This window comes from Actinocrinis sp. (assembly GCF_035653575.1).
GTDB lineage: Bacteria > Actinomycetota > Actinomycetes > Streptomycetales > Catenulisporaceae > Actinocrinis.
On sequence record NZ_DASRBQ010000117.1, the window covers coordinates 1 to 23,127 of the forward strand.

The following is a 23,127-nucleotide window of genomic DNA, read 5'->3' on the forward strand; positions in this document are numbered from 1 at the left end:
GAAGCCGGCTTCGAGATGAGGTCTCCCACCAACACGATTGGGTAAGGCCCCCCACAGACCATGGGGTTGATAGGCCCGGCATGCACGCCCGGTAACGGGCTTAGTGGACGGGTACTAATAGGCCGAGGACTTACCCCACCCAAACCCCAAGCGTTCCAAGCACCACGACGAAACCAACTCGCATCCACTACCCGGTTCACAGGCCCTCAACCACGCCACCACCCCCGCGGGTCACGCGGCGGGTGGGTCGTTGCGGGGGACTGAGAATGTTGCGGCGGCCATGGCGGCGGGGAAACGCCCGGACCCATTCCGAACCCGGAAGCTAAGCCCGCCAGCGCCGAGGGTACTGCCGGGGAGACCCGGCGGGAGAGCAGGACACCGCCGCACAACCCGTAACGTCGGGCGCCTACCGAATACCGGTAGGCGCCCGACGCTTTTTTATGCCCAAAAGCGGGCACGTGCGCATTCCGATGCCGAGTGGGTTAGTACGGCGCGACAGGCGAAGCGGCGGCGGCAGCAATCGCGTTCGTCTTGCGACGCTGGCGTGTGGCTGGTCAAGCGAGCGCACTGGTCCAGGACACCAGGGTCCAGAACCGGCGCAGCCGCCTCAGAGCCGACCGGCAGCCTTCAACGCGAGGTACCGATCCGCCAGTGCAGGCGCGAAACGCTCGGGAATCGCATCCACGACCTCGACGCCATGCCTTCCCAGCTCCGCCGCGACCTGACGCCTCGTCGTCAGCGCCAACTCCGCCGACGCCGCCGCGAACACCGCGTCCGCGTCACCCCGCGCCGTCGAGAGCTGCGCGATTCGCGGATCCGCGACCGAGCCCACCACGACCTTGTGGCGTCCCGTCAGGCGGGACATCTGCGGCAACAGGCCCTCGCCGATCGCCGCCGCGTCAATGCTGGTCAGCAGCACCACCAGCGACCGCCTGCGGATCCGCATCAAATGCGTGACCAGGCCCTCCGCATTGAGCTCGATCAGCGACGGCTCCAACACCGCCATCGCATCGCTGAACAGCGCCAGCGTGCGACCCGGCAGCGCCCCAGTCACAGACGCGCGCAACTGCTGGTCGTAGGCGAGCAGGTCCACCCGGTCCCCGGCCCGCGTCGCCAGAGCCGCGAGCAGCAACGCCGCGTCGATCGCCGAATCGAGCCGCGGGATATCGCCCACTCGACCCGCCGAGGTCCGGCTCGTATCCAAGACGATCACGACATGCCGGTCGCGTTCCGGCCGCCACGTACGCACGACCACATCGTTGCGCCGCGCGGTCGCCCGCCAGTCGATCGAGCGCACGTCATCGCCGACCACGTACTCGCGCAGCGAATCGAACTCGCTGCCCTGGCCGCGCACCAAGACCGGAGTACGGCCGTCGGTCTCGTGCAACCGCGCCAACCGCGACGGCAAATGCTTCCGGCTCTCGAACGGCGGCAGCACGCGCAGCCGCCACGGCACCTCGCGCGAGACCTGACGACCGGCCAGGCCCAGCGGGCCCAGCGACCGGATCGTCACCCGATCCGGTGCGCGATCGCCACGACGCGTCGGCGTCAGGACCGTATCGACGCGCTGGGTACTGTGCGGCTCGATCGAGAGCGCGTGCCGTGGCTCCTTCGCCAGCTCCATGACCTGGCGCGGCTGCGTCGTGCGCACGACGTTCCCGGCGCTCGGCGCCCAGGCGTCACGCAGCGTGCCACGCAGCGGCCGATCGCCCACATTCACCACGTCGAGGCTCACCGTGGCGCTCTCGCCCAGCCGCACCGTCGCGTCGCCACTCCGGTTGAACGCCAGATCCCGCAGCGAACCCGCACGCAGCGCGTCCGCCGCCACTCCGCAACCCAGCGCCGCCTCGAACGCCGCGATGCCCGCCCAACCAGGCAGGTGCAGCACGCCCGAAACCACGCCGACCACTACCGAGCCGGCGGCGGCCACGACTCCGGAGCGGCCGGTGAGCACCAGGCTGCCACGGCCGCTGCGTGTGGCGCCTTTGCGGAGTGCGGAAGGTCGCATATCGCCCGTCTGTCCTTAGCGGGGAACCGCGACGTTACCCAGCACGCCGTCGATGACCGCGTCCGTGGACACACCCTCGAGCTCGCTCTCCGGCCGCAGCCGCACGCGGTGACGCAGCACCGGCCGAGCCAGCGCCTTAACGTCATCCGGGCTCACATAGTCACGCCCGGACAGCCACGCCCAGGCGCGCGACGCAGCGAGCAGCGCGGTACCGCCACGAGGTGACACCCCGACAGACAGCGCCGGCGCGGTACGCGTCGCACGCACAATGTCGGTGATGTACCCGAGTACCTCCGGCGTCACAGTGACCTTGCGCACCGCGTCGCGTGCCGTCTGGATCTCGGCCGGACCGGCCACCGGCCGCACTCCCGCGGCCGCGAGCTGACGCGGATCGAAGCCGTCCGCGTGCCGACGCAGCACCGTGATCTCCTCGTCGCGGCTGGGCAGCGGCAGATTCAGCTTCAGTAGGAACCGGTCGAGCTGCGCCTCCGGTAGTGGATAGGTGCCCTCGAACTCCAGCGGGTTCTGCGTCGCCGCCACGACGAACGGGAACGGCAGCCGGCGCGGGCTGCCGTCCACCGTGACCTGCCGCTCCTCCATGCTCTCCAGCAGCGCCGCCTGCGTCTTCGGTGGCGTGCGGTTGATCTCGTCGGCCAGCAGCAGGTTCGTGAACACCGGGCCTTCGCGGAACGAGAACTGCGCCGTGCGCGCGTCGTAGATCAGCGAACCGGTCACATCACCCGGCATCAGGTCCGGGGTGAACTGGACCCGCTTGGTGTCCAGCGACAACGCCGCGGACAGCGAGCGCACCAGCAGCGTCTTGGCGACGCCGGGCACGCCCTCCAGCAGCACGTGGCCCTCGCACAGCAACGCGATCACCAGACCGGTGACCGCCGCGTCCTGGCCGACCACCGCCTTTGCCACCTCGGCCCGCACCGCCTGCAACGAGCGGCGCGCGTCGGCGGCCTGCGAAGCGGAGGCCGAGAGCGGCATGGTGCCGTCCAGCGCGCCGGCGTTCCCGGAGTCGGCTGCGGTAGTCGCGGCAGTCGCGGCGGTCGTGGGCACAGTGTCTGACGAAAGCACAGCGTCGGACGCAGGGGCGGCGGCGGATTCGGCGGCGCCGAACTCAGCAGCGATGTCGGACTCGGTCACGATGACCGGACCTCCTGTTCCAATTGGTCGAGGTGGTCCGCGAGCAGGACCAGTTCGGCTTCGGATTGCGGGGCCTTGCCGGTGAGCAGATCGGCGATCTGGTCCTGGGCCACGTTAAGCCGCGCGGCCACCGGCGCGACGAGGACGGACGGATCGGCGTGCGCGCGGGCAGCCGGGACACCGAAGTAACCGGCCAGCCTGCCAGCGGTCGCCTTGCGCAATAGTTCCGCGGCACGGCCGTGCGCATTGGCGCGGCGATACAGCCGGGCATGGCCCTCGACGGTCTCCGCCGCGCGCACGGTGACCGGCAGCTGTTCGGTGACGACCGCGCCCAGCCGACGGCCGCGCCAGTACGCGACGAGCAGCACGGCCACGAGCAACTGCAGCAGCGCCCACCAGATCCAGCTCGGCATGAGGCTGGTCAGCGTCGGCCGGCTCGCGCTCGAACCGCTGCCGCCCCCGCCGCCCGCCGTGATCGTCGTGGTCGGCATGGGACCCGGATTGTTCTGATCCGAGCCGCAGTCGTAGCCGGAGCAGTTCTGCAACGACGGATCCGGTATGAAGTTCGGTGCCAGCCACAGCAGCCGGGAATGCGCCCCGAACAACCGCAGCGCCAGGGCTGCGTTCCCGGCCGAAGCGAGCTCGTCGTTCTCGAAGAACGTGGTCGAGCCCACCGCGTAGGCATCGGTCCCGCCGTAGGTCTGGTAGATCAGCGTCGGTGCGCCGTTCACCGGATAACAGCCCGCGACCTGGTCAGTCTCACCAGCTGTGAACGTCGCCGATGCGGTATGCAGGTCCACGCGTCCAGCCGCGACCGGATCGGCGATGGTGCACGACGGCGGCACAAGCGTCGTGATGTTGTCCGTATACGAACCGACACCCGCGCCGAGCAGGAACGCGCCGATCGTGGCCGCGTCGTTGTTGAGGATCACGACCCGCCCGAATCCAGCGCGGTGCAATGCGGCGAGCCCGTCTGTGCTCAGACGCTCGTCCTCGCTGATGACAAGCGTGGTATCGGACGCTTCATCCGCGTACCGGATCGCTTCGTCAGGCACCGTGATCGGGTTATACGTGACGCCCTGCTGACCGAGCAGATTAAGCAGAGCCGTGTCCGAACTCGGATCGAGCAGCGTCGAGGTGTCGACCGAGCCGCTCGGGCTCGGCGTGACATCCGCGTGCGCCGGCGTGCCGGCCATGACGCCGACCGCAGCGCACAACGCCACTGCTACGGCTGCCGCGAGACGCGGAGACGTGACCTGCTTGACCGCTCGCCTCACTGCACGCCACCCGGCACGGTCGGGGCTATCGCGGTCGGCAGTTGCAGCGTTCCCGGCACCTCGGTCCGGACCAGTTCGTCGACCCGGCTGATCACGGCGTAAGCCTCGGGCGTGCCGATGTACTCGCCGTATTCGACCTCGTCGAAGGCGCGGGCTGCCGCAACCAGCACCTCGGCGTGCGCGGGCAGGATCGCGCCGGCATCCCGGGCCGCCTCGTCCGCGGTGCGGTCCGCGCGCTCCGGCAACAGGCCGCGCTCGTCGAGCGTCGCGATCACCGCGCGGAACCGCTCACGGATCGCCTCGGCGAAATCGCCTGCCGACGCGGCCAGCTCGGCGTTGTGGCGGTGAAGTGCGGCCCCGGTCAGGACCTCTTCGACGGTGTTTCCCGCTCCGGCGCCCTGCTCGGCCTTCTCCTTGCGCCGCTTCTCGGTGCGCGGCTTGCCCAGCCAGCGCAGCACCAGCAGCACCACGACGACGAGGACGAAGATCGCCAGGATGATCAGCACCACCGCGAGCGCGTGGCTCGGTGACGGCGGATGCGGAGGCTGTCTGAGCGGCGGAGGCGAGGGCAGCGCCGTGGAGGGGGACGGAGTCGGCAGCGCTCCACGGTGGTACTGCGACTTCGACAGCTCGCGGATCGCCATCTGCCGCGCCTGGTCGCTGTTGACGGTGACCGGCGTGTCTGCGCGCATCATGCCGACCGCCCCCTTCCGGCGGCGATCGTCCGGGCGACCCGCGCCCACGCGATGCGGATGTCCAGGCCCTCACGACGGAAGCGCCGGTCGATGTACTCCATGGTCACCACGGCGGCCCGGAACGGCGCGGTCAGGACCTGGATGAGTATGAGCACGACGAGATACCCGGCCAGCCACCAGTACGTCGCGCCGGTCACCGGATCGCCGTTGAGCAGATCGCGTACGCCCTGGGTGTTGGCGATGTAGTACTGGCAGATGATCAGCGGAAGCATCACCACGATTGAGATCGTGAGCGTCAGCCCGGTGGTCCACAGCGTGCGCCACCGGCCCGCCGTCACCAGCTTGCGCGACCGGGAGAGCGCGGCGAACCCGCGGGCGCCTTCGAGCGCCGCGACCGACGGCGCGATCGCCCAGTCCGCGATCAGCGCGAAGCACAAGGGTGCGCCGATAAAGGTGACAGCCGCCATCACCGAGCCGTGCCCGCCCTGTGGTTCGTTCACGATGAACAGCGTGGCGAACGCGTACAGCGCCACGAAGATGGCACGCGGCAATGCGGTAACAGCGGCGATGCCAGAAAGACGCAGGATCAGTTGCCGGGTCTGGCGCGCAGGAGCCGGTGCAGTACTCGCCGCTCCGTCCACGTATTGCTTGATTGGCTCGGCGAGCAGACCGGCGAGAATCGTGACGGCGAATCCGGAGCACACGATCGGCAGCAGCAGATGCACGACAAAGAGGCCGAACGTGCCCGCGCCCTGCGTCCTGCCGTACTCGACGTACGCATTGCCGAAGCTGTCCGAGATGGTCACCGGATGAGCGCGCGTCGCAGCAGCGACCGCAGAGTCGAACAGCCAGGTCAGGACGAAATCCACCAGCGCCGCGGCTACCACGAACAGCGAGGTCCATCCGAGCAGCGCGACGGGTACGGCGCGCACCGCACCGATGGCCCCGTCGATCAACTCCAGGACGCTCAACGGCCGAAGCGGAACCGGACGCGCGATGCGTTCCACCCCAGCCGCGGTGTCTCGCACGCTGGCGATACGTGTCGCGGTGGTGACTTCCGGCGCGGGCGCGCCGGGCGCGGCCCAAGCCGCCGGCAACTCTGGCATCCCCCACCTCGTCCGTCGCCCACGTGGTCGCCCCGCCACGGAGCAGGCCCACATCCTAGTGGCCCATGGCGGGGCTCCGGCAAGGAGTTGGAAGACCTGAGCTGTGCTTTCCTGGGCGCGGATCTCGGCGTTGTTGCAATCCGCCGTCGAAATGATGCGAAGATGAGCCCCATGAAGGGACGTGTGCTCATCGTCGATGACGACACCGCGCTGGCCGAGATGCTCGGTATCGTGCTACGCGGCGAGGGCTTCGAAACCGCGACCGTATCCGACGGGGACCGCGCATTCGGCGCATTCCGCGAGTTCAAGCCGGACCTGGTGCTGCTCGACCTGATGCTGCCCGGCCGCGACGGCATTGACGTCTGCCGGCAGATCCGGTCCGAATCGGGCGTCCCGATCGTGATGCTCACGGCCAAGAGCGACACCGTGGACGTGGTGGTCGGCCTGGAGTCCGGCGCCGACGACTACGTCATCAAGCCGTTCAAGCCGAAGGAACTGGTGGCGCGGGTCCGGGCGCGGCTGCGCCGGGCCGACGAGCCCAAGCCCGAGACGCTGAACATCGGCGACCTGTCGATCGACGTGGCCGGGCACTCGGTCAAGCGCGGCGGCGAGTCGATCGCGCTGACCCCGCTGGAGTTCGACCTGCTGGTCGCGCTCGCGCGCAAGCCCTGGCAGGTCTTCACCCGCGAAGTGCTCCTCGAGCAGGTGTGGGGATACCGGCACGCCGCGGACACCCGCCTGGTCAACGTGCACGTGCAGCGGCTGCGCTCGAAGATCGAGCACGACCCGGAGAAGCCGGAGATCGTGATCACCGTGCGCGGCGTGGGATACAAGGCCGGACCCGCCTGACCAGGACCGCCGGGCGGCCGCGCGCCGGGCGGCCGGATCGCGGCGGACCGGCCGCGGCCGGGAACTCGGGGCGTCCGTTTTGCGTCGTCTCGGGGGAGGGGTGGCCGGGGTTAGTGTGCCCATCGGGGATGTTCACGTCCCCGACTTCGACTCCGGCCGGACCGCGGCCCCGACCCGGCCGCGGACACGTCGGCTGAACAGCTGAACAACAGTGGGACCGGTGGGTGAGCCATGGGCACAGGCATGGGAGCGAGACTGCGGCGTGCGCTGCGGGCGACCAGCCATGCGCTGCGCGACCTGCCCGCCCGCTGGCGCCGCTCGCTTCAGTTCCGGGTCGTCTCGGTCACCATGATCCTCTCGCTCGCCGTCGCGGTGGGCCTCGGCTACTTCATCGCCCAGCGGGTCGCCGACGGCATCCTGCGCACCCGGCTCGACGCGGCCAAGGAACAGGCCAGCGTCGGCTTCCAGAGCGCGGTCCAGGACTTCAACTCCAAGAGCCTCGACCCGACCATCGACACCGGCGTGCTGGCGACGAACGTCGCCCGCTCGCTGTGCAAGAGCAGCACCCTGTTCCAGGTCGCCATCGTCCTGCAGAAGGACGCCGACACCGCGGCGTTCCCGGCCGCGTGCGCCAACCTCAACAGCAACACGATCCCGGCGGACCTGCAGACCAAGATCGCGAACGTGCCGGCCGGCCAGGCCTGGTACGAGTTCGCCACGGTCCAGTACCGGCAGAACACCAAGGCCGACGCGGTGGTCGTCGGCCAGCGGGTCACCGCGAACAACAGCGGCACCGAGTTCACCGCCGACATCTTCTACGTCTTCCCGCTCAGCCAGGACGAGGCGAACCTCCATACCGTCGAGCTGTCGCTGGTGCTCGCCGCGCTGCTTCTGGTGCTCGCACTGGTCGCCATCGCCTGGTTCGTCTCCCGGCAGGTGGTCACCCCGGTGCGGATGGCCGCCGGGATCGCCGAACGGCTGGCCGCGGGCCGGCTGGAGGAGCGGATGCGGGTGCGCGGCGAGGACGACCTGGCCTCGCTGGCCAACTCCTTCAACAAGATGGCGGCGAACCTGCAGAACCAGATCCGGCGGCTGGAAGAGCTCAGCCGGGTGCAGCGCCGGTTCGTCTCCGACGTCTCGCACGAGCTGCGTACCCCGCTGACCACCGTGCGCATGGCCGCCGACCTGATTCACGAGGCGCGCGAGACCTTCGACCCGGTCGTCTCCCGCTCCGCGGAGCTGCTGCAGAACCAGCTCGACCGGTTCGAGGAGCTGCTCGCCGACCTGCTGGAGATCAGCCGCTTCGACGCGGGCGCGGCGATTCTGGACGCGGAACCTGTAGACCTGCGGGCGCTGGTGCAGCGCGTCGTCGACAGCTCCGCGCCGCTGGCCGACCGCAAGGGCAGCACCGTGATCGTGCAGGCTCCGGAGGAGCCGTGCGTCGCCGAGGTGGACGCCCGCCGGATCGACCGGGTGCTGCGCAACCTGGTGGTCAACGCGATCGAGCACGGCGAGGGCCGGGACGTGATCATCAAGGTCGCGGCTTCGGAGGACGCGGTGGCCGTGGCGGTGCGGGACCACGGCGTCGGGCTGCGCCCGGGCGAGTCTTCGCTGGTGTTCAACCGGTTCTGGCGGGCTGACCCGGCGCGGGCCCGTACCACCGGGGGCACCGGTCTCGGCCTGGCGATCGCCCTTGAGGACGCCCGGCTGCACCACGGCTGGCTCCAGGCCTGGGGCGAACCCGGCGGCGGCTCCCAGTTCCGGCTCACCGTGCCGCGCAACACGCGCGTCGAACTGCTGCGCTCCCCGATCCCGCTGGAACCCGAGGACTCGAGCCACCACTTGCGCCAGCGCCGAGGCTCAACGACGACGCCCGCGCAGCCTCAGACTCAGCCTCAGTCGCAACTCCAGGGGTCAGGGCACCGAACGCTGCTTGATCAGAGCACGGCTTCCTCCAGGCCGGGTGCGGTACGCGCTCCCGCCGGACCGCCCGGCTCACCAAAGGCCGCGACCAAGCCGAGCCAGGACACCGCGGCGGTGGTGGACCGGGCGACCGTGTCGAGCCCGCCGTCCATCACCGGATTCGGCGAGGGCGACCTGCGCGGAGACGTCAACAGCGGCGGCGACGGAAACGGCACGGGGGACCAGGCATGACGAACCGCAAGCCCTCGGCCCGCACGGCCGCGCTCGGTCTGCTCTCCCTGCTCGGTTTCCTCACCGCGGGCTGCGTCAACCTGCCCGCGAACTCCGGCGTGAACGCGGTCAGCAAGCAAACCGACGCGGCCGGCGGATCGGACGTGCGGATCTGGCCCAAGGGTCCCCAGCGCAACGAGGACCCGCAGGCGATAGTCGAGGGCTTCCTGCAGACCGCGGCCAGTGATCCGGGCAACCTCTCCATCGCCCGTCAGTACCTCACCGGAGACGCGCAGTGGGACCCGCAGAAGGTCGTCGTGTTCAGCGGTGACGAATCCAGCCCGGCGCAGGTGCCCGGCCACGGCGACCAAGTGCGGATCAGCGGCACCGTACTCGCGAATGTCGGCGACGACGGCACGTACGAGCCGGTGTCGCCGGTATCGGCGGCGGCCTCGCGCAGTGGCTACCTGTTCGTCGTCAAGTTCAACGAGGGCAAGGGCTACTACCAGATCGATCAGCTGCCCGACGAGTTCGGCATCGCGCTGACCGAGGAGACTTTCCGCGCCGAGTACAACGCCTACGACCTCTACTACTTCAACAGCGCCGCGCCGGGCGAGAGCATGATCCCGGTCCCGGTGTACATGCGCGGCCAGTCCGATGTCGTCGTCGCCCAGAAACTGGCCGACAAGCTGCTGGCGGGGCCGCCCGGCTGGCTGAGCGGGGTCGCGGTCACCGCCGCGCCGCAAATCGCGCTCGCCAGTCTCACCAACGCGGTGAGCATCGGGTCGGACGGTACGGCGCAGGTGACCGTCAAGACGCCGAACGTCTGCACCACGCACGGTCATAGCGCGTGTAACGGTCTTGCCGATGAGCTGCTCGCCACGTACAGCGACCTGGCCTCCGTCAGCCACGTAACGATCGTCGATCAGCGCGGCGCGCAGCTCGGCGCGTCGTCGGGCACTGTCGACTACGTGATGAGGCGCTACCACGTCGGACTCGGCGGACCCGGCGACGCGACCTACTACTTCCTTGGCAAGGACAACCACGCCGTCTACTACTCGGACAGCAAGGGCAGCCGTCTCGAGCAGGTCGGCCCGCCCGGCCGCCGATACAGCCGCCTCGCGGTCACCAACTACGACGGCGCGACCATCGCCGCCACGGTCGACGACTCCGGCACGAAGCTCTACCTCGGCGCCCCCGGCGACGCCAGCGACCGCCAGCCGGTCTACACCGGCAGCCAGCTCGTCTCGCTCAGCTGGGACGCGCTCGGTCACCTCTGGTTCATCGACAAGTCGCAGCACTCGGCCGCGCTCTACCGGCTGGACGTCACGCAGGGTCTCCAAGCGCGCCCGCAGCAGGTGACCGCGTTCGGCCCGGATGGAGATCCGCCGCCCATCGCGCAGCTCGCCGTCGCGCCCGACGGCCGTCGGGTCGCCGTCGTGTACTCGGAGCAGTCGTCGACCGGATCGACGGTCTACTCCGTGGGCCTCGGCGTCCTGCAGGGCAGCGGCTCGAGCCAGTCCCTGGATCTGCGGCAGGCCATCGAGAACCCGGTCGTGGACCAGTGGGACACGGTGCAGGACATCGACTGGCACGGCAGCGAGTCCCTCGCGGTGCTCGGCGGCCAGCAGCCCTCCTCCCCCTCGGTGGTCTCCGAGCTGTACACGGACGGCTCCCCGGTGACGAACTCGACCGACCTCAACGCGGTCACCATCAACCCGCCCAACAACACCGGCGGCATCGAGTGGGCCGGCAGCACGCTGCTGGCCGTGTACGGAGGCACCGGCGGCACTGCGCCGCAGATCACGCAGTACTCGTTCAACAGCAACTCGTGGAGTTCGCAGGGATCCGCGCCCGTGCAGGGTTTTTCCCCCAGTTACGCCTATTGACCGACTCGCCCCGATCGAGCCGCTTATGATCATGGCGTGGGGGAGGAACTGACGGAGCGTCAGCGGCGGTCCTGGTGGGCGACGCTGCTCGACCTCGTGCTGCCCGCAGAGTGCGCCGGCTGCGGGCATACCGGCACCGGCGACGTGATCGAGGGCCTGTGCAGCACCTGCGCGCTAACCCTCTCCGGACCACCGGTCCTGGTACGCCACGCACGCCGCCCGTCCGGCTTGCCTCCGGTGCACGCGCTGGCGCCGTACCGCGAACCGGTGGCGGACATTATCGTCGCGCAGAAGGAACACAACCGGCTTGACCTGGCCAGACCCCTCGGTCGCCGCCTCGCGCGCGCAGTCCTGGCCGCCAGCCCCGGCGCCGCCGCCGTCTGGCTGATCCCCGCACCCTCCGCCCGCTCATCGACGCGCCGCCGTGGCCAGGACCCGGTACGTCGCATGGCTTGCGCAGCGGCCGGTGAGATGCGCGTGCTCGGCCATACAGCTAACGTCCTCCCGGCCTTACGCCATCAACGGCGCGTAGCCGACCAGGTCGGCTTAACGCATCAAGAGCGTGCACAGAACCTCAGGGGCGCTCTCGCCGTGCGACCGGCAGCCGTGTGGCGCCTCACGCAGCGCCCAGCCGTCCTCGTCGACGATGTGACGACCAGCGGAGCCACACTCGCCGAAGCCGCACGCGCGATCCGGGCCGACGGCGGACGGCCGATCGGCGCGGCCGTCATCGCCGCCACCAGATTCAGCGGCCGCTGAACCCACTGCCCGAGCGCCGCGATTCAGGTCCTTCAAATCGGGGCAGCCAAACCGAACCGGAGCGCGGCCAAACCCGTGCACCCCCTCAGACCCCCGGATCGAGGAGGCTCCCGCTGAACCCACCGCCACGTCGCAGTTTGCCCAGCTCGGCACGCGACCGATTCGCCACCTCGCGCAAGCCGAGACTCCCAGGTGAACGCCCGTCGATTCACCCACTTGGCGGAGTAGGCCTATTGGCCCCTACCGTTCACGCCGAAGCGGCATTACGTTCAAGCGTATGAGCAGCGCGCACGACGACTGAGGGCCGAAGTCGTGGCGCCCCCGACGTACCTGGCCGGAACTCGGCAAGGCCTTCCCGTCGTTACCCCTCCAAAGCCGGATCTTCCCGGCATAGGTTGACAAGAATCAAACCAGTCCCAGGAGGTGGTGCAGCCCTATCCAAGTATCGGAATCAGCCACTCCTACCAGTGGAGCGCGACCCCGCGCGAACGAGCCGGGGGAGCGTCCAAGCCGCAGCAGTGTCAGTCCAGACAGCGAGCGCGGCGCGAACGACGAGCGCCGGGCAATCAGCGAGCAAAGGGAGACGCGCGTGGACATCGTGGTGAAGGGCCGCAAGACCGAGGTGACCGAACGGTTCCGCAAGCACGTGGTCGAGAAGCTCTCGCGCATCGAGCGCTTCGACGGCAAGGCCATCAGTCTCGACGTGGAGCTGTCCAAGGAGCGCAACCCCCGGCAGGCCGAACGCTGCGACCGGATCGAGATCACCCTGCGTACTCGCGGCCCGGTGGTACGGGCCGAGGCCTGCGCCGCCGACCCCTACGCCGCGCTCGACCTGGCCGCCACCAAGCTGGAGGCACGGCTGCGCCGCGCCGCCGACCGCCGCCGTGTGCACCACGGCCGCCGCAGCCCGGTCTCCGTGTCCGTCGCCACCTCCACCCTGGCCGAACTCGAGGCCGCCGAGCTGGCCGAGCGCGCGGCCCCGGTCGCCGCCGCCGAGCCCCGCCGCGAGATCCGGCACGTCGGCCCGATCGAGGTCGAGGGCGACGGCCCGATGGTCGTGCGGGAGAAGACGCACACCGCCCCGCCGATGGACCTGTGCCAGGCGCTCTACGAGATGGAGCTGGTCGGGCACGACTTCTACCTGTTCGTCGACGCCGAGACGAAGCTGCCCTCCGTGGTCTACCGCCGTCGCGGCTACGACTACGGCGTGATCCACCTGGAGGAGACCGGCGCGGCGCACTACTCCGGCGGCCAGCCAGGCACCGCCACGGCCGCATAGCGCGGTCCCGAGAACGCACCGCGGACAGGCGGAAACAGCACACTTGACGACATATCAGCAGGCGCGGACCCGGACCGCGGAACGAGGATCGCCCCAAAGGGCGGCGACCACGTCCCGAGCGGTACTGTCAATCCCGGGTCCGCGCCAGCTATTATCAGGTTTCGCCGATACTGTGCGATGATGACGCGGTCACTCAGCGTCTCCGGCGTCCCGTCCGGGAGTAACGGGCGCCTGCCCGGACCGGCCGATCCAGGTACTAGGGGGTACGGACAGGTGGCCCAATCCGATTCCGGCAGGCCGGTCGGCGTGCGCCCGGAGGGCATCCCGGCGCAGCCCGGCCGCCCCCGCCCCGCCACACCACAGTCGGCCGCGGCACCATCCGCAAGGCCGGCCGGTTCCCCCGCCGGGCAACTCGCGTCCGGCGCCGATCCCATCCGGGTCCTGTTGGTCGACGACCACGCGCTGCTGCGCCGTGGTCTGGACATCGTGCTGCAGCAGGAGCCGGACATCGAGGTGGTCGGCGAGGCCGGAGACGGCGCGGAGGCGGTGGAGAAGGCCGGGGAGCTGCTGCCCGACGTGGTGCTGCTCGACGTGAAGATGCCCAAGCGCGGCGGCATCGAGGCGGCGGCCGCGATCAAGGAGGTCGCCCCGTCCACCCGCGTGGTCATGCTCACCATGAGCGACGAGGAGGCCGACCTCTACGACGCGATCAAGGCGGGCGCCACCGGCTATCTGCTCAAGGAGATCCCGCCGCACGAGATCGCCGACTCGATCCGCGCGGTCGCCGGCGGCCAGTCGCTGATCACCCCGTCGATGGCCACCAAGCTGCTGAGCGAGTTCGCCACCATGGCCAAGAGCGGCGAGGAGCGGCGCGAGCAGGGGCCGCCCGCGCCGAAGCTCACGGACCGCGAGCTCGAGGTGCTCAAGCTGATCGCCACCGGGGCGAACAACAGCAAGATCGCCAAGACTCTGTTCATCAGCGAGAACACGGTCAAGAACCACGTGCGCAACATCCTGGAGAAGCTGCAGCTGCACTCGCGGATGGAAGCCGTGATGTACGCCGTGCGCGAGAAGATCCTCGACCTGCCCTGACCGCCGTCCCGGCCTAGCTCCTCACCGGCCAAAACAGCAGCCAGCTGCGCACCCCCGGCCCGGCCGACTCCAGAAGACCTTCACCGGCCTCATCCAGCGTCGCCGCTACCGTTCGCGATGCCCTACGCTCGGCGGTCATGACGACCACGCAGCCAGCAGGGCCGCCCGAGACCGGTAAGCAGATCGCCCGCGGCAGGGTCCTGAGCCGCTCGGACATCACGTTCATGGCCGGCGCGGCGGCATTCACGATCGCCGCGGCGCTCACCAAGGGCGGCGGGGCGGTCATCCCGTTCCTTGTCTCCGCGGTGGCGGTCGCCCTGCTCGCAGCCTTGGTCGGCCGGGCCGTGGACCACCTCGCCGACCGGCTCGGCGCCGGCGCCGTGGGCGTGCTTCAGTCCGCCCTCGGCAATCTGCCGGAGCTGTTCATCTGTATCTTCGCGCTGCGCTCGCACCTGACCGACGTGGTCACCGCCGCGATCATCGGCTCCATCCTCGGCAACCTGCTGCTGGTGCTCGGCCTGTCCTTCTTCGTCGGCGGCCGCCGGAACGGGATCCTGCGCTTCTCCGAGACCCGCGCCCGGATGATCATGGCGCTGATGATCCTCTCGGTCGCCGCGATGCTGGTGCCGTCCCTCGCCTCGTACATTCACGCCGCGGCCGCGAGCCACGAAGCGGGTCTGTCCCGCATCACCGCGGTGGTCCTGTTGGTGGTCTTCGCGCTCTCGATCCCCGCCTCACTGCGCCGCGAGGACTCGGCCCCCGCTGACGCATCCGAGCCAACCGCACAACAGGGGCCCGAATCACAAGCGGAGCGCGCTGAGCAGGAGGGCGGCAACCGCTGGCCGCTGGCCCTCGCCGTGACGATGCTGGCGGTGACCGGCGTCCTCGCGGCGTACGTCTCGGACCTGTTCGTCAGCGCTCTGCAACCGGCGATGAATTCGATGCACATCTCCGACGCCTTCGCCGGCCTGGTGATCGTGGCCATCGCGGGCAACGCTGTGGAGAACGCGGTCGGCGTCAAGCTCGCCTGGCAAAACCAAGCCGACCACGCGCTCTCGGTGATCCTCAACAGCCCGCTGCAAATCGCCCTGGTCCTGGCCCCGGCGCTGGTCCTGCTCTCCCCGCTGGTCGGCGGCGCGACCTTCACGTTGGTCTTCAACCCGATGCTGGTGACCACGGTCGGCGTCTCCACGCTCGCCGTCGCCTACCTGGTCTCCGACGGCGAATCCGATTGGCTGGAAGGCGCGACGATGGTCGGGCTCTACGTGCTGATCGCCGCAGCGTTCTGGTGGGGCTAAGAATTAATATAACCTGCGAATTCTTCCGAACGAGTGAAAATCGAAACTTTGGACGCATAGACGGGAAAACATCCGTACGGTCGAAGTATGGATACTTCCCCGAAAGCTCTCCGCAGCAGAGTCCCCCAGCAACGCCACCCCGAATCCCGTCCGAACGCTCAGACTCGCACCGAAGTCGAAGCCGAAGTCGAATTCGAGGCCGGGGTAGCCTCCGTCTCCGATCGCATACGTGAGCTGCGCGCCCGCGGCCTGACGCCCAAGCAGATCCGCGAGGAACTGCCAGGCGTCTCGCCGTGGGTCGTCAACTGCGCGATCAACCGCGATGCCAAGGCGCAGGCTTCGCATCCCGGTCTGCGGGCCCGCGCCCGGGACGCGGACCGCGAACGTGCCCGTGTGCTGCGGTTGGAGGGCAAGACATACAAGCAGATCCAGGCAGAGCTGGCTGTCTCCTCCGCGACACTCTCCATGTGGCTGCGAGATCTGCCCCATCCACAACCGGACCGGTCCGCTCACGCCGCGCACATGCACCGGATCCTTGCCACCCGCCGCAACGAGCAACGCGAAGCACAGAAGGCAGCCGCGTTCGCCGAGGTGGGCGAGATCTCCGACCGAGAGTTGATGCTCCTCGGCGTTGCTCTGTACTGGGCCGAGGGGGTAAAGGACAAACCGTATCAACGCAGAGAGCTAATCACGTTCATCAACAGCGATCCTGGAGTGATTCAACTCTTCCTTAGATGGCTAGATCTCGTCGGTGTCGAGGAGGCGCGACGCCAGTACCGAATCTCGATTCACGAGAGCGCGGATTTGGCTGCGGCCGCGGAGTATTGGCGCGGTGTAGTCGGTGCGCCGGACGCCGATTTCCGGAAGCCAACGCTTAAGAAGCACAATCCGAAGACGGTGCGCAAACAGGTCGGTGACGGCTACCACGGCTGCCTAACGATCAAGGTGCTCCAGCCGAGTGCTCTCTACCGGTCGGTCGATGGTTGGTGGCAGGGAATCCTTGCGGCGCGCGGTGCTGGAGGTATGCCAAACTAGGGGCCGAGTCCTCCCTAGCGGGGACTCGAACCTTCCCGGGTCGTCTAAGGGCAGGACAATCGGTTTTGGTCCGATTAATGGGGGTTCGAATCCTCCCCCGGGAGCCCCTGTCGAGTTCGAACGCTCGGCCTTCTGTGCGGTAGATCAGCCGGTAGGCTCGGTGCTGATACCCAGCAACCGAGGTCGAGGAGACCGGTGTGTCCGAGCTGAGCGCGTCAGCTCCCGTCCGTCCCGCAGCCGTCCTAATCCTGGCCGCGGGCGAGGGGAAGCGGATGAAGTCTGCGACTCCGAAGGTCCTGCACACGCTGTGCGGTCGATCGATGCTGGGCCACGTGGTCGCCGCGGCACGGGAGCTTTCACCGGAACGGCTTGTCGTCGTGGTCGGGCACGGACGCGAACAGGTTTCTGCGCATCTGGCCGAGATCGATGCCGACGCGCAGCCGGTCGTGCAGGAAGTGCAGCACGGCACCGGGCATGCGGTGCGGATCGCGATGGAGGCGATCGCCGCGCAGGGTGCCGTCGACGGGACTGTCGTCGTGACCTACGGCGATACGCCGCTGCTCACCGCCGGCACGCTCGACGCACTGGTGACGGTACATCAGGAGGCCGGTAACGCGGTCACGGTGCTGACCGCGAATGTCCCGGACCCGACGGGCTACGGCCGGATCGTGCGCCAAGACGGCGTGGTGGCGCAGATCGTCGAGCAGAAGGACGCCACCCCGCAGCAGGCCGCCATCCGCGAGATCAACTCCGGGGTGTACGCCTTTGACGCGAAGCTATTGGCCGAGGGTCTTTCCCGACTGACCACGGCGAACGCGCAGGGTGAGGAATACCTCACCGACGTGCTCGGCATCCTGGCTCAGGACGGTCACCGCGTCGGCGCGCTCACCGTCGCCGACCACCACGAGATCCTCGGCGCCAACGACCGCGCGCAACTGGCCGAGCTGCGCCGGATCTTCAACGGTCGGCTGACCGGTCACTGGATGCGCGAAGGGGTCACCATCGTCGATCCCGCCACCACGTGGATCGATGTCCAGGTGCGGCTGGAGCCGGACGCCGTCGTGCTGCCGAACACGCAGCTGTGCGGGGAGACCCGAATCGCAGGCGGCGCGGAGGTGGGTCCGAACTGCACGCTGACGGCGACCGTGGTCGGAGCCGGGGCGCGCGTGACGAACGCCACAACCGAGGGCGCGGTGATCGGCGAAGGCGCGACCGTCGGGCCGTACACATATCTGCGGCCGGGCACCCGGCTCGGGCGCAAGGCCAAGGCCGGCGGCTTCGTCGAGATGAAGAACGCAGTGGTCGGCGACGGTTCGAAGGTCCCGCACCTCTCGTACGTCGGCGACGCGCAGATCGGGGAGGGCTGCAACATCGGGGCCGGAACCATCACGGCGAACTACGACGGGGTCAACAAGCACCGCACCGAGATCGGCGACCACGTATTCGTCGGCACGGACACGGTGCTCATCGCTCCGGCGCAGATCGCGGATGGGGCGTACGTCGCTGCGGGTTCGGCCGTCACCAAGCCGGTCCCGGCAGGCGCGCTCGCCGTAGCGCGCGGGCAGCAGCGGAACATTGACGGCTGGGTGGAGCGCAAGTGGCCTGGGACGAAGGCGGCTGAAGCTGCCCGCGCCGCTGCGCAGCAAGGGGAGGAAGCGGAGGTAGCGGAGGAAGGCGACGCCGGAACGGCGGGCGGAGCCGACGCGTGACGGAAGCCTGCGGCGAAGCCGAGGCGGCGGCGGCGCTGCGGCTGTGGGCGATTCCTGGCTGGATCGCACCTAATGCGGGCAAACCGGAGGCGAACGCCGCGCGAACATCCGGACGATAGCAGCAGTTGTTCTGAGACCATAGGATGAGAGACAAGGCCCGGCTTAGCCGGACGGCCAGGACGAATCGCCCGGAATCCGCCCTGCGGACCGGGCGCGGGATTCCGGCCGACCGGGCCCCGCGCCGCCGCGCGCTTCCGGCTCGGACCGTGGCAGCGACCCTTGGGAGTGCGTGCAGTGACCGGGATCTTGGCGACCGGCCAGAAGAAGCTGATGCTGTTCTCGGGCCGGGCGCATCCGGAACTGGCCCGGCAGGTCGCCGCCGAGCTCGGCGTGGACCTGGCGCCGACACGGGCCTTCGACTTCGCCAACGGCGAGATCTACGTGCGATTCGAGGAGTCGGTGCGCGGCTGCGACGCCTTCGTGCTGCAGAGCCACACCGCGCCGATCAACCAGTGGATCATGGAGCAGCTGATCATGGTCGACGCGCTCAAGCGCGCCTCGGCAAAGCGGATCACCGTGATCATGCCGTTCTACGGCTACGCCAGGCAGGACAAGAAGCACCGCGGCCGCGAGCCGATCTCGGCCCGGCTGATGGCCGACCTGTTCAAGCAGGCCGGGGCGGATCGGCTGATGGCCATCGACCTGCACACCGACCAGATTCAGGGCTACTTCGACGGCCCGGTCGACCACCTGTGGGCGATGCCGCTGCTGATCAAGCACATCCGGGAGAACATCGACATCTCGCGGATGACGATCGTCTCCCCGGACGCCGGCCGGGTGAAGGTCGCGGACAAGTGGAGCGACAAGCTCGGCGCGCCGATCGCCATCGTGCACAAGCGCCGCGACATCAACGTGGCGAACCAGGTCTCGGTGCACGAGATCGTCGGCGACATCCGCGGCCGGGTCTGCGTCCTCGTGGACGACATGATCGACACGGCCGGCACGATCTGCGCCGCGGCCGAGGCGCTGTACGAGAACGGCGCGGCCGAGGTGATCATCGTCTCGACGCACGCGGTGTTCTCCGGTCCGGCGATCGACCGGCTGAAGAACTCGCGGGTCAGCCAGGTCATCGTCACCGACACGCTGCCGCTGTCTGAGGAGCGCCGCTTCGACAAGCTCACGGTCCTCTCGGTCGCTCCGATCGTGGCGCGCGCGATTTCGGAGGTCTTCGAGGACGGCTCGGTGACGTCGATGTTCGAGGGCGACGCTTAACCGCTCCGACGGGCGTGAATCCCCCCTTCGAGTTCGAACCTTCATCGAAAACTGTCTAGTCGGCCCGAATCAGGCTTGGTATAGTCCGCCTGCCTTCGCGGCGCATATCGACTGTTCAGGGGTGGTTTCAAGATGAACTCGGGGGGTTTGTCCATGCCAGCGCGCAGCAAATACGCGCGGCGTCGGCTGCTCGGCGTATCGACCTTGCTCGCCGCGGTCCTCGCGGCGTCGGTGATGCCGGTCGGCGCGGCCGACGCAGCCGTGTCCGGTTCCAACGTCAAGCCCGCGGCGGGGAATTCGGCGCCTGCGGGAGGTAGCGCCGCAGCGCAATCGAAGCACGGCGCACTGCCCTCCAAGCCCACGGCTCCGCCGAAGGCGAAGCCCGTTGCGACCATGTCGGCGGACGCGGCGCGCAAAGCGCGAGCCGCGGCGGCCGCGCACGCGATCGCCACGAGCACGGTGCCGAATACGTGCAGCGGCGCGATCCAGCCGGACACGATCTATCCATGCACCGGTAGCGCTGGACCAGACACCTTTACCGCGGACCTCACGGGCACGACCGACGTGCTACTCGTCGAGGCGATGGCGACCAACGGCGGCGCCGGCGTCTCGGTGACCGGTCCGGATGGCAACCCGGTCACCTGCCAGCAGGGCTACGGGCCGGTGCAGTGCCCGACGACTGCCGCGGGTACGTACACCATCCAGGTGGCCAACTCGGGCAGCGACTTCACGCTGGACTATCGCGCACTGCTCTCGGACACGTCGTGCGCGACGGCTGACACCTCGTTCGCCGCGCCGACGATTCAGGGCAATCTCGCGGATGGCTCCGTGGGCGACTGCTACCTGCTGAACCTGCCTTCGGGCGCCGTGCTGGACCACCAGGTCACCGGCGAATTCCTCGACTTCTTCGACGCGACCGGCGCGCAGGTCTGCCCGATCGGCGGCGGCGAAGTCTGCACGCTTACCGGCACCGGCCCGTACCGGGCGAATGTGAGCGGCTATTACTCCGCCACCGCGTCGGCGTATCAGTTGCGGCTAAACAGCGTGTCGAATCCGCAGGGCTGCGAAGCGCTCGCCCAGCAGGTTTATGGTCAGGTCCCGGACACCAGCTCGCTGATCCGCTGCCGCACCCTCACGGTGGCTACGGCGGGCTTGTATCAGATCTACCCGGCCGGAGCCAGTACGACGGTGGCCAGCACGCTTTACCAGCTCGACGGCTCGGTCGCCTGCACCAACAACTTCGGCCCGGACTGCGATCTGGCGGCTGGGACCTACAGCTTCGTGCTCAATGAGGATATTTCCGCCACGCCGCAGCCGTTCGGCGTCGTGTTCATCGCGGGCAGCGAGAGCCGAGGGTGCATCGCGACCGGTGACACGGACTTCGCGACCGGTCCGGTCACGGGTACGTTCAGCGGGCTCGGCGAGGAGATCTGCCTGACCCTGCCGACTGCTTCGGGGCTGTCGGACTACGTGCTCAACGAGTTCACGGCGACCGGATTTCCGCCGATGCAGGTACTGGACGCGACCGGTGCGCAGCAGTGCTCTGATCAGTACTACACGTACCACGTGTGCGCGCTCTCCGGGACGGCTCCGTTCCGGATGGTGCTACTGGACGGTGCAGCGGGGGCGGCGTATCGGGAAGTGGTGCAGCGCACCGACTCCACCGCGGGCTGCACCGCCTGGCCGCAGTCCGGATTCGGCGGTTCGTGGGGCGTGCAGACGTCACTTGACCCGAGCATTTGGGGCAGGTGCTTCACCATCCCGGCGAACGCCCACTCGACCGGTGAGATGATCGACTACGCGAACACCGCGAACAACGTGAACGCCGGTGTCACCGTCAACGATCCGACCGGCAAGCAGGTTTGTCTCGGCAACAGCCTCGCGTTCTGCTCGTACCAAGCCGGGGTCGCATACACGGCGCTGCTGCAGAGCTCCTCTGGCGTCACCGACACGTACGAACTGGTCCGCCGGGACGTCTCCAGCACGGCGCCTTGCGGCGCGCCGGCGTCGACCACGGTCGGCGCCCCGTCCACGTCCCTGATGTTGACCTCGGACCTGGACGCCGCCTGCTTCCGGGTAGCCGCGGCCGCCACGGACCGCTGGTGGATGGACGTGCGGGCCGTAGCCCCCGACAAGGCCGGCGCCGTCCTCGTGGTGACCGATCCGACCGGCAAGATCGTCTGCCGGCAGTGGGGCATATCCTGCAACGTCACCGGTTCGGCCGGCTATCAGGTCGTCGTGATCGCCTCTGGCTACACCGACGTGACGATTCCGGCCCACGTGGACGTCTGGAAGGTGGGCACCGCCTCCGGCTGGTCCTCGCAGTGCACTGCACACCCGCTTTCGGTGACCGGATTCCCGGTGCAGAACGGGACGTTGACCGAAACCACGACCGCATACTGCGCAGTCGTCCCGATGCAGCCCTCTCAGGGCTTCGGCATCTACGGATCAGACACCGCGACAGGCGTGAACACCGTCTGGATCAGCTCGTACCTGCCGAGTGACTGGACTAACGGCATCGGGCTGTGCCAGGGAGTGAACTATGGGTCGTTCGGCTTCACCTGCTCCACGCAGTCGAGCGACCCGGCCGGCGATGCGGTCTTCATAGTCACCCCCGGAGGCGCGCCCACGCCGGTCAGCTACACGATGCAGGGCGTCGCGTGCCGCATCGTCTGCAACGGCATTCCTACGGTGCAGGCCACGATCTCTTCCGTGTCGCCGGCTCAGGGAGCTGTGGGGGTCGACCGGATAACGATCACCGGCACCGGGCTGACACTGGGCACGCGGGTGAATCTGGCAAGCAACTACTCGGTCGTCTCCAACGGCGATAGGCCGGTCTCGGTGAGTCCTGACGGCACTTCGCTCACGGTTGACCTCTACACGTACGGCGTGACGCCGGGTAAGTACGACATAGTGCTCGACTACTCCACCTACACGGTCGGGACACCCTCGCCGGGCTACCTCCCCAACGCGTTCACCGTCACAGCAGCTCCACCGCCGGCACCTGCCGGTCTGCTCATGCCGCTCACGCCGACCCGGGTTCTGGATACGCGGCATGGGGTCGGTGCGCCGCAGGCTCGGGTCGCGGCGGGTGGTGTGCTTAAGCTGCAGGTTGATGGCGTGGCTAGGATTCCGGCCAGTGGTGTGACCGCGGTGGTGTTGAACGTGACCGTCGTGAGTCCTGCTTCGGGTGGTTATCTGACGGTGTATCCGGATGGTGTTGCGCGTCCTACGGCGTCGAATCTGGATTTCAGCGCTGGCGAGACGATTCCGAATCTCGTGGTCGTGCCGGTTGTGGATGGGAAGGTTGACTTCTACAACGGTTCTGGTGGCGCACTGGACCTGGTCGCCGATGCCACCGGCTACTACACCAGCAGCGGTTCCGGTTCCGCTCTCAACACTGTCGGCCCGGTGCGGGTTCTGGATACGCGGCATGGGGTCGGTGCGCCGCAGGCTCGGGTTGCGGCGGGTGGTGTGCTTAAGCTGCAGGTTGATGGCGTGGCTGGGATTCCGGCCAGTGGTGTGACCGCGGTGGTGTTGAACGTGACCGTCGTGAGTCCTGCTTCGGGTGGTT

Annotated in this window: 16 protein-coding genes, 1 tRNA gene and 2 rRNA genes; 14 read left to right on the forward strand and 5 right to left on the reverse strand. The window is 68.7% G+C overall.

Annotated features, from left to right (window positions below; translation table 11 throughout):
* A 23S ribosomal RNA gene (locus VFA06_RS16305) occupies positions 1 to 138 on the forward strand; the annotation flags it as partial.
* Between the two features lie 132 nt (positions 139 to 270).
* A 5S ribosomal RNA gene (gene rrf / locus VFA06_RS16310) occupies positions 271 to 387 on the forward strand.
* 220 nt (positions 388 to 607) lie between these two features.
* Here rrf and VFA06_RS16315 read toward each other — a convergent pair.
* The 5 genes from VFA06_RS16315 to VFA06_RS16335 all read right to left on the reverse strand — a co-directional run bounded on the left by VFA06_RS16315 (position 608) and on the right by VFA06_RS16335 (position 6,238).
* Positions 608 to 1,957: a DUF58 domain-containing protein gene (locus tag VFA06_RS16315; RefSeq protein ID WP_349260210.1), complete on the reverse strand. Its 1,350-nt coding sequence runs from the start codon at positions 1,955 to 1,957 to the stop codon at positions 608 to 610.
* A gap of 66 nt (positions 1,958 to 2,023) precedes the next feature.
* Positions 2,024 to 3,001: a MoxR family ATPase gene (locus VFA06_RS16320; protein ID WP_349260211.1), complete on the reverse strand. Its 978-nt coding sequence runs from the start codon at positions 2,999 to 3,001 to the stop codon at positions 2,024 to 2,026.
* 155 nt (positions 3,002 to 3,156) lie between these two features.
* The gene (locus VFA06_RS16325) at positions 3,157 to 4,356 is read right to left on the reverse strand and encodes a DUF4350 domain-containing protein (protein WP_324841433.1); all 1,200 of its coding nucleotides are present in this window, start codon (positions 4,354 to 4,356) and stop codon (positions 3,157 to 3,159) included.
* Positions 4,357 to 4,433: 77 nt separating this feature from the next.
* A complete protein-coding gene (locus tag VFA06_RS16330; protein ID WP_324841434.1) occupies positions 4,434 to 5,132 on the reverse strand; it encodes a DUF4129 domain-containing protein in 699 nt (232 codons plus the stop codon).
* Positions 5,129 to 6,238: a hypothetical protein gene (locus tag VFA06_RS16335; protein WP_324841435.1), complete on the reverse strand. Its 1,110-nt coding sequence runs from the start codon at positions 6,236 to 6,238 to the stop codon at positions 5,129 to 5,131. The genes VFA06_RS16330 and VFA06_RS16335 overlap by 4 nt, the downstream gene beginning before the upstream one ends.
* Positions 6,239 to 6,409: 171 nt before the next feature.
* Here VFA06_RS16335 and mtrA point away from each other — a divergent pair, with 171 nt between their 5' ends.
* From mtrA to VFA06_RS16395, 12 genes are all read left to right on the forward strand, one after another.
* The gene (gene mtrA / locus VFA06_RS16340; protein ID WP_331682779.1) at positions 6,410 to 7,087 is read left to right on the forward strand and encodes an MtrAB system response regulator MtrA; all 678 of its coding nucleotides are present in this window, start codon (positions 6,410 to 6,412) and stop codon (positions 7,085 to 7,087) included.
* Positions 7,088 to 7,330: 243 nt separating this feature from the next.
* Positions 7,331 to 9,241 carry an MtrAB system histidine kinase MtrB gene (gene mtrB / locus VFA06_RS16345; protein WP_324841437.1) on the forward strand — a complete coding sequence of 637 codons (1,911 nt, stop codon included), beginning with the start codon at positions 7,331 to 7,333 and terminating at the stop codon, positions 9,239 to 9,241.
* On the forward strand, positions 9,238 to 11,109 hold the full coding sequence (locus VFA06_RS16350) for an LpqB family beta-propeller domain-containing protein (RefSeq protein WP_324841438.1): 1,872 nt from the start codon (positions 9,238 to 9,240) through the stop codon (positions 11,107 to 11,109). The genes mtrB and VFA06_RS16350 overlap by 4 nt, the downstream gene beginning before the upstream one ends.
* Positions 11,110 to 11,145: 36 nt before the next feature.
* Positions 11,146 to 11,868, forward strand: coding sequence for a hypothetical protein (locus VFA06_RS16355; RefSeq protein WP_324841439.1), 723 nt, complete (start codon positions 11,146 to 11,148; stop codon positions 11,866 to 11,868).
* A 589-nt stretch (positions 11,869 to 12,457) separates the two neighbouring features.
* Positions 12,458 to 13,147: a ribosome hibernation-promoting factor, HPF/YfiA family gene (hpf, locus tag VFA06_RS16360; RefSeq protein WP_324841440.1), complete on the forward strand. Its 690-nt coding sequence runs from the start codon at positions 12,458 to 12,460 to the stop codon at positions 13,145 to 13,147.
* Positions 13,148 to 13,468: 321 nt separating this feature from the next.
* Complete coding sequence (locus tag VFA06_RS16365) at positions 13,469 to 14,239, forward strand: response regulator transcription factor (protein ID WP_349260212.1); 771 nt, start codon at positions 13,469 to 13,471, stop codon at positions 14,237 to 14,239.
* A 137-nt stretch (positions 14,240 to 14,376) separates the two neighbouring features.
* Positions 14,377 to 15,537, forward strand: coding sequence for a calcium/proton exchanger (cax, locus tag VFA06_RS16370; protein ID WP_324841442.1), 1,161 nt, complete (start codon positions 14,377 to 14,379; stop codon positions 15,535 to 15,537).
* 87 nt (positions 15,538 to 15,624) lie between these two features.
* Positions 15,625 to 16,572 (forward strand): hypothetical protein, encoded by a 948-nt coding sequence (locus tag VFA06_RS16375; RefSeq protein WP_324841443.1) that lies wholly within the window; start codon positions 15,625 to 15,627, stop codon positions 16,570 to 16,572.
* A gap of 33 nt (positions 16,573 to 16,605) precedes the next feature.
* Positions 16,606 to 16,676: transfer RNA gene (locus VFA06_RS16380), tRNA-Gln, on the forward strand.
* Between the two features lie 168 nt (positions 16,677 to 16,844).
* Positions 16,845 to 18,281, forward strand: coding sequence for a bifunctional UDP-N-acetylglucosamine diphosphorylase/glucosamine-1-phosphate N-acetyltransferase GlmU (gene glmU / locus VFA06_RS16385; protein ID WP_414639906.1), 1,437 nt, complete (start codon positions 16,845 to 16,847; stop codon positions 18,279 to 18,281).
* Between the two features lie 294 nt (positions 18,282 to 18,575).
* The gene (locus VFA06_RS16390) at positions 18,576 to 19,553 is read left to right on the forward strand and encodes a ribose-phosphate diphosphokinase (RefSeq protein ID WP_324841445.1); all 978 of its coding nucleotides are present in this window, start codon (positions 18,576 to 18,578) and stop codon (positions 19,551 to 19,553) included.
* 153 nt (positions 19,554 to 19,706) lie between these two features.
* On the forward strand, positions 19,707 to 23,127 hold a 3,421-nt coding region (locus VFA06_RS16395), incomplete at its 3' end, for a hypothetical protein (protein ID WP_324841446.1).

Excerpts from the sequence above, each read along its gene's own strand:
- VFA06_RS16325 (WP_324841433.1), bottom strand. The coding sequence starts at position 4,356 with ATGGCCGGCACGCCGGCGCACGCGGATGTCACGCCGAGCCCGAGCGGC.
- mtrA (WP_331682779.1), top strand. The coding sequence starts at position 6,410 with ATGAAGGGACGTGTGCTCATCGTCGATGACGACACCGCGCTGGCCGAG.
- VFA06_RS16335 (WP_324841435.1), bottom strand. The coding sequence starts at position 6,238 with ATGCCAGAGTTGCCGGCGGCTTGGGCCGCGCCCGGCGCGCCCGCGCCG.
- VFA06_RS16350 (WP_324841438.1), top strand. The coding sequence starts at position 9,238 with ATGACGAACCGCAAGCCCTCGGCCCGCACGGCCGCGCTCGGTCTGCTC.
- glmU (WP_414639906.1), top strand. The coding sequence starts at position 16,845 with ATGAAGTCTGCGACTCCGAAGGTCCTGCACACGCTGTGCGGTCGATCG.
- VFA06_RS16320 (WP_349260211.1), bottom strand. The coding sequence starts at position 3,001 with ATGCCGCTCTCGGCCTCCGCTTCGCAGGCCGCCGACGCGCGCCGCTCG.
- mtrB (WP_324841437.1), top strand. The coding sequence starts at position 7,331 with ATGGGAGCGAGACTGCGGCGTGCGCTGCGGGCGACCAGCCATGCGCTG.
- VFA06_RS16375 (WP_324841443.1), top strand. The coding sequence starts at position 15,625 with ATGGATACTTCCCCGAAAGCTCTCCGCAGCAGAGTCCCCCAGCAACGC.
- VFA06_RS16330 (WP_324841434.1), bottom strand. The coding sequence starts at position 5,132 with ATGATGCGCGCAGACACGCCGGTCACCGTCAACAGCGACCAGGCGCGG.
- cax (WP_324841442.1), top strand. The coding sequence starts at position 14,377 with ATGACGACCACGCAGCCAGCAGGGCCGCCCGAGACCGGTAAGCAGATC.